Source organism: Neobacillus drentensis (assembly GCF_036966985.1).
GTDB classification, from domain to species: Bacteria; Bacillota; Bacilli; order Bacillales; family Cytobacillaceae; genus Neobacillus; species Neobacillus drentensis_E.
The window spans coordinates 1-5,961 of sequence record NZ_JBALSN010000186.1 but is presented as its reverse complement, the minus strand read 5'-3'; the positions used below and the strand labels follow the sequence as shown (position 1 = coordinate 5,961).

Annotated in this window: 6 protein-coding genes and 1 pseudogene; 3 read left to right on the top strand and 4 right to left on the bottom strand. The window is 42.9% G+C overall.

Going from position 1 to position 5,961, the window contains the following annotated elements; genetic code table 11:
- On the bottom strand, positions 1-864 hold an 864-nt coding region (locus tag V7659_RS12690), incomplete at its 3' end, for an HD domain-containing protein (RefSeq protein WP_335540324.1).
- A 170-nt stretch (positions 865-1,034) separates the two neighbouring features.
- Positions 1,035-1,256: a DUF1450 domain-containing protein gene (locus tag V7659_RS12685; RefSeq protein ID WP_144551753.1), complete on the bottom strand. Its 222-nt coding sequence runs from the start codon at positions 1,254-1,256 to the stop codon at positions 1,035-1,037.
- A 277-nt stretch (positions 1,257-1,533) separates the two neighbouring features.
- Here V7659_RS12685 and V7659_RS12680 point away from each other — a divergent pair, with 277 nt between their 5' ends.
- Positions 1,534-2,325: an RsfA family transcriptional regulator gene (locus V7659_RS12680; protein ID WP_335540323.1), complete on the top strand. Its 792-nt coding sequence runs from the start codon at positions 1,534-1,536 to the stop codon at positions 2,323-2,325.
- Positions 2,326-2,465: 140 nt separating this feature from the next.
- Here the strand turns inward: V7659_RS12680 and V7659_RS12675 are convergent, their stop codons facing one another.
- Positions 2,466-3,296, bottom strand: coding sequence for a lipoate--protein ligase family protein (locus tag V7659_RS12675; RefSeq protein WP_335540322.1), 831 nt, complete (start codon positions 3,294-3,296; stop codon positions 2,466-2,468).
- A 215-nt stretch (positions 3,297-3,511) separates the two neighbouring features.
- Positions 3,512-4,475: pseudogene (gene pta, locus V7659_RS12670) on the bottom strand (phosphate acetyltransferase).
- Between the two features lie 259 nt (positions 4,476-4,734).
- Between pta and hemQ the strand changes: the two are divergent.
- Positions 4,735-5,478: a hydrogen peroxide-dependent heme synthase gene (gene hemQ / locus V7659_RS12665; protein ID WP_335540321.1), complete on the top strand. Its 744-nt coding sequence runs from the start codon at positions 4,735-4,737 to the stop codon at positions 5,476-5,478.
- A 156-nt stretch (positions 5,479-5,634) separates the two neighbouring features.
- Positions 5,635-5,961, top strand: a 327-nt coding sequence (locus V7659_RS12660; protein ID WP_335540320.1) for a spore coat protein GerQ, incomplete at its 3' end; no start/stop codon positions are given.

Genomic DNA, 5,961 nt, shown 5'->3' with positions numbered 1-5,961 from the left:
TGATTCATCTAATTTTAAATAGTCTTCTAAGGTTACTTTTTCATTGAAAATCGATGTAAAGTGGATGGGTTCGTATTTAAAAGTATAGTTTTCTTCAAACAATTGCTTGGCGCGGTGGAGAATTTTTGTCAAAATAACCTCCGCACTGCGCGATACCGGGTGGAAATAGACCTGCCAATACATCTGGTAGCGGCTCATAATATAATCTTCGACTGCATGCATGCCGCTCTTTTTAATGACCACCTGATCTTCGCGCGGCCGCATCACCCTAAGAATCCGTTCCATATCAAATTGACCATAGCTGACGCCGGTAAAATAGGCATCCCGCTGCAAATAATCCATCCGGTCCGCATCAATTTGACTGGAAATCATGCTGACTACCAGCTTTTTCTCCGATGTTTTCGCAATCACTTCGGCTACTTTTTTAGGGAAATCTGGACTCACACGCAACAGCACGTTATTGACTTCGGTATTCCCTAAAATAATTTGCCGGGTAAACTCCTCGTGGTCAAAATCGAACACTTTTTCAAATGAATGGGAGAACGGGCCATGGCCAAGGTCGTGAAGCAATGCTGCACATAGGGTCAACAGGCGATCGTCATCATTCCACTCTGGTCTGCCCGCAAACACATCGTCAATGATGCGGCGGACAATTTCATAGACACCTAGAGAGTGGTTGAAGCGGCTGTGCTCTGCGCCATGGAAGGTTAAAAACGTTGTTCCGAGCTGTTTGATGCGCCGCAAGCGCTGAAATTCTTTCGTTCCGATTAAATCCCAGATGGCCAGGTCACGTACGTGGACGTAGCGATGGACGGGGTCTTTAAAGACTTTTTCTTCACTAAGTTTTTCCGCCGAATAGGCCATAGACTTCCCTCTCCCTCGTAAACTTGCTCCTGGCGTTTAAGGGCATCTTGCCCTTTTCTTTGTTATTTTCTATTATATCCCAAAAACCACCCTGTTTTCAGCAAAATTCTACACGATTTTTCGACATGGATGGGGGAAAAAAATCACCTGAGTTTATAGGACTGAGGTGATCATTTTATCTTTTTATTTACTTTCTCCATTAATTCCTCTTCCGTTAATGCGGCAACGGGACGGTTATTGACAAAGGCGAAGGTTTTTTTTCGGCCAGGCCCGCAGTAGGATTGGCAGCCAATTTTGACTTCAGCCTCCGGATCCAGTTCTTTTAACCGAGGGATTAATGTCTTTAAATTCACGGCCTGACAATCGTCGCATACGCGAAATTCATTGGACATGTAAGACAACCCTTTCTTGGTCACAATCTAATCTATATCTATAGTTTATCCAGCTTGGATAGCTTAAAACAACCGATTAACTCCTCTGGTATTTTACATTTTCTTGTATTCGAATGCAAGTTGCAATCTTTACTAAACTCGTTAAAAAAATCTACTATCCTTGCAACCATTTTGGTATAAAGGTTCAAAAACTTGTCCATCCTAAGACTAGAACTTTTAAAAACTCGTCAAGAACCAAGGCGGGTTCATCTAAAAACTATAAAAGGGAGTTGAACATATGAAAGTTCGTCAAGACGCATGGACAGATGAGAATGATTTGCTTTTAGCCGAAACTGTCCTTAGGCATGTAAGAGAAGGTAGTACACAACTAAACGCTTTTGAAGAGGTAGGCGATAAACTGAATCGTACGTCTGCTGCGTGTGGATTCAGATGGAATGCTGTTGTTCGTCACCGTTACGAAAAAGCACTACAATTAGCGAAAAAGCAACGAAAACAAAGACAAAGAGTATTAGGAAAAGAGCAAGGCGGCAAGAAAAAGCTGTTATATAGCCCGCCGCTCACTGGATCACCGGAGTTTGATACAATCCCAACTCAAGTTGATATGCCGCTGGAAACTAGCTTTGACATGCCAGATATGACAGCAGAGATGGCAGAAGAAACTTATGTAAACCCTGCTGCTTCGGTACCATCACAAGCACCTGTTTATGCCCAAGCACAGGTTCAAACGCCAGTTCAAAACTATCGTCAGGCAAATAACACAGGACTTTCACTTGATTCCGTTATTACTTACTTGCAAAACTTTCATCATTCCAATCTGCAAAATGAAGCATTAAAAAGTGAGAATGAAAGATTAAAAAGAGAGTTGGCAGAAGTAAGACGCCAAAATGAAGAAATGGCCGCTAAAATCGAGGGCCTTGAGCAGAATACAGAAACGATTCAAGAAGATTACGAGACCTTAATGAAGATCATGAACCGCGCCCGCAAGCTTGTGTTATTTGAAGAAGAAGAAAGACCAGCTACTAAATTTAAAATGGACCGAAACGGAAATTTAGAAAAGGTCGCAGAATAAGAAAAGCGGAAGNNGTACACTAGCCGTTGGGCTCTGTAGCTAGACAGAAAACACAGTTAATAGCACTGGGAGAAGAGCAAAAGCGCAACATCTCTTTCCAAAAAAAGCCGTAAATCCGCTCAAGTGGGATTTACGGCTTTTTACATGGCAGTGATTTTTTCATTTCGGTCAATCACCCGTTGATAATAGCTAGGGAATAATCCCAGTTCATACTCGTTTAATGGACCTGCATATAATAACCCGCTGTGATCCTTTAACTGGTTTAATAGACGGAGCATCACGTCGGCGATGGTAAGATCCGTTCCAAGCAGTTCCGCAAGCGAAGCCATGACCTCTGGAACAATTTCTGGATATGCAAATTTCGTTTCTGCATCCTGTTTTGCTAGTTTATAAAATTCCCTCACCAGCTCGGCCCGCTTCGCGCCGCTGCCGTTCACACAGAGATAAATCTGGACAGCGACCCCTTTTTTAAGACGGCGCTGCGAGATGCCGGCAAACTTTTTCCCGGCAATGCTCAGATCGTAACTTCCCGGGCAATAAGAACCGACAATTTCCCGAGCCTCAATCTGATGCGGAAAATCAGCAAACATATTTTGAATGAGCTGCCACATTGCCTCATAGCCACGATTAATATCAATCCCTTTTTCCGCTTCAGGAAAAATTAACGAGATATTGAGGACGCCTTCATCGAGGACAACTGCGAGGCCGCCGGAATTTCGGACAATCGCTTGATAGCCTTGCTCCTGTAAAAACTGAATACCTTCTTGTAAAAATGGCAATTTAGTATCCTGAATGCCGAGAACGATAGTATTGTGGTGGACCCATGTCCTAGCTGTGGCCGGTGCCTGACCCGACCCGACAGAGGCACACAGGGTATCATCAGTTCCAAATGATTGCAATGCTTGAAAATGAATGCCCGCCGCTGATTGATCGATAATTCGCCATTGCGGCTGGCGCAGTAATCCTTCCATTTCGGTGGCTCCTTGAGTTGAATTAATAGTTTTCTTACAAAGTTCATAGTTTTTATACAAAGTATTATACTTTATTTACGAAAATCATGATAATTTTACGAAAAACAAGATAATTCTACAAAACCCCAGAACATTTATACAAAGTTTGGGAATTTAACCCAAAAAGGCCAATCCACCATAACAATGGACCAGCCCCTACAAAAAATAAACTCTAGTTATAACCCTTGTGCTGCCGTAATTAATGCCAGCTTATAGACATCTTCTTCATTACATCCGCGTGATAAATCGTTTACCGGTGCGTTTAAGCCCTGTAAGATCGGTCCAACTGCTTCAAAGCCGCCTAAGCGCTGCGCAATTTTGTAGCCGATGTTTCCTGCTTCAAGACTTGGGAAGATAAATACATTCGCATCCCCTTGCAGCGGAGAATCTGGTGCCTTGCTTTTTGCCACAGATGGAACAAAAGCCGCATCGAACTGGAATTCTCCATCTAAAACAAGCGATGGGTCACGACGCTTCGCTTCTGCGACTGCGCCTGCCACTCGCTCGGTTTCAGGAGATTTTGCTGAACCCTTTGTGGAAAAGCTGAGCATCGCAATGCGCGGTTCCATATCAAACATGTGAGCCGTCTTCGCACTTTCAATCGCAATTTCTGCTAAATCATTGCTATCTGGGGCGATATTAATCGGCGAACACATACTTTTCATCCTCACGAACCATGATAAATACGCCGGAAGTTTTCTTGACACCTTCTTTTGTCTTAATGATCTGTAAGGCCGGGCGTACCGTATCTGCCGTGGAGTGGGCCGCACCGCTGACAAGACCGTGAGCTTTATTTAAATAAACAAGCATTGTGCCAAAGTAGTTTTCATCAAGTAAAATTTTGCGTGCATCCTCTTCGGTTGCTTTCCCTTTACGGCGGTCAACAAAAGCTGAAACTAGCTCGTCCATGCCCGCATAGCTTGCTGGGTCATAAATTTCTGCATCATCTAAAGAAACGCCAAGCTCTGCTGCTTTCGCCTGCACTTTCTCGATATTGCCAATTAAAATCGGTGTAATTAGTTTTTCCTCTGCTAAACGGCTTGTCGCTCGTACAATCCGCTCATCTAATCCTTCTGGAAAAACAATTTTCAACTCACGACCAGAAATTTTTTGTTTTAATCCTTCAAATAAATCACTCACTACTAAATCCTCCCTTAATCAACCTACATAAATTAGCATACTTTACCTTTTTTAAATTTCAATGATAAGACTCACAGATAACGTTTTCATACAAAAAGTTTATGTTTTCAAAAAATTACGCGCTAGCTTTTATGATTTACTTTTTCCAGGAAAAATATCCATTGATTTGCTTAGATAGGTTTATTCGCGCGATACTGGGTCAAACTATGTTATAGTAAAGATTGTAAAAAGGAAGAATGATTATTTAGGAGTGATTATAATGAGTGAAGCAGCAGTAACGCTTGATGGCTGGTATTGCCTCCATGATTTCCGGACCGTTGATTGGACTACTTGGAAAATGCTCCCTAGTGATGAGCGCCAAGCCGCCATCCACGAGTTTTTAAGTCTAGTTGAAAAGTGGAATACCACACAGGAAAGTAAAGAAGGCAGCCATGCTTTATATACAATTGTTGGTCAAAAAGCAGATTTCATGATGATGATTCTCCGTCCAACGATGGAAGAACTAAACCAAATTGAAACTGAATTTAATAAAACAAGACTAGCTGAATTCACCGTGCCTGCTCATTCCTATGTATCGGTTGTTGAACTTAGCAACTATTTGCCAGCAGGTGAGGATCCATACCAAAATCCACAAATTTTAGCGAGGCTTTATCCAACGCTCCCTAAAACAAATCATGTCTGCTTTTATCCAATGGATAAGCGCCGCCAGGGCAATGATAACTGGTACATGCTGCCGATGGAAGAGCGTCGTAATCTGATGCGCAGCCACGGAATGATTGGTCGTACATACGCTGGTAAAGTAAAGCAAATCATCACCGGTTCCGTTGGTTTTGACGATTATGAGTGGGGCGTAACCTTGTTTGCGGATGATGTCCTTCAGTTTAAAAAGCTTGTCTACGAAATGCGTTTTGATGAAGTAAGTGCTAAATATGGAGAATTCGGCTCATTCTTTGTGGGTAACATCTTAGAAGAAGAACGGGTAGCTAGTTTCCTACATGTTTAATTTTTTAAAAAGTTCTCAGCTGCGGCTGGGGACTTTTTTTGCTGTTCCTCCCCCGTTAGCTAGTCATATTTCGCCCCTTGTGCTCATACTATTTAAACAGCGAGTCTTAGAAAGAACTCCATTAATCTCAAATACCTTATTTNNGGAGGGAAAAGGATGAATCAATTCTACAATCCACAGGGCTTTCAGCCATATACTGGAGCAGCAGGGCAGCAGGGAGCCCAAGGAGCACCACAAGCCGGGCAAAGTTTTTATCCAGCACCTGGTGCACAAGGATTCCCGCAATTTCCACCAGCCGGTGCCGGGGGCGGAGGCGGGGCTGGCGCACCGTCAGCACCTGCAGGGATGGCTCCAGGCCAATTGCCAATTGAGCAGTCATACATCGAAAATATTTTACGCTTAAATAAAGGTAAACTGGTCAGTGTTTTTGCCACTTTCGAAGGCAATAATCAATGGAATGCGAAGGAATTTAAAGGGATTATT

Coding starts and splice junctions, on each gene's coding strand:
- V7659_RS12685 (WP_144551753.1), bottom strand. CDS start 1,256: ATGTCCAATGAATTTCGCGTATGCGACGATTGTCAGGCCGTGAATTTA.
- V7659_RS12680 (WP_335540323.1), top strand. CDS start 1,534: ATGAAAGTTCGTCAAGACGCATGGACAGATGAGAATGATTTGCTTTTA.
- V7659_RS12675 (WP_335540322.1), bottom strand. CDS start 3,296: ATGGAAGGATTACTGCGCCAGCCGCAATGGCGAATTATCGATCAATCA.
- hemQ (WP_335540321.1), top strand. CDS start 4,735: ATGAGTGAAGCAGCAGTAACGCTTGATGGCTGGTATTGCCTCCATGAT.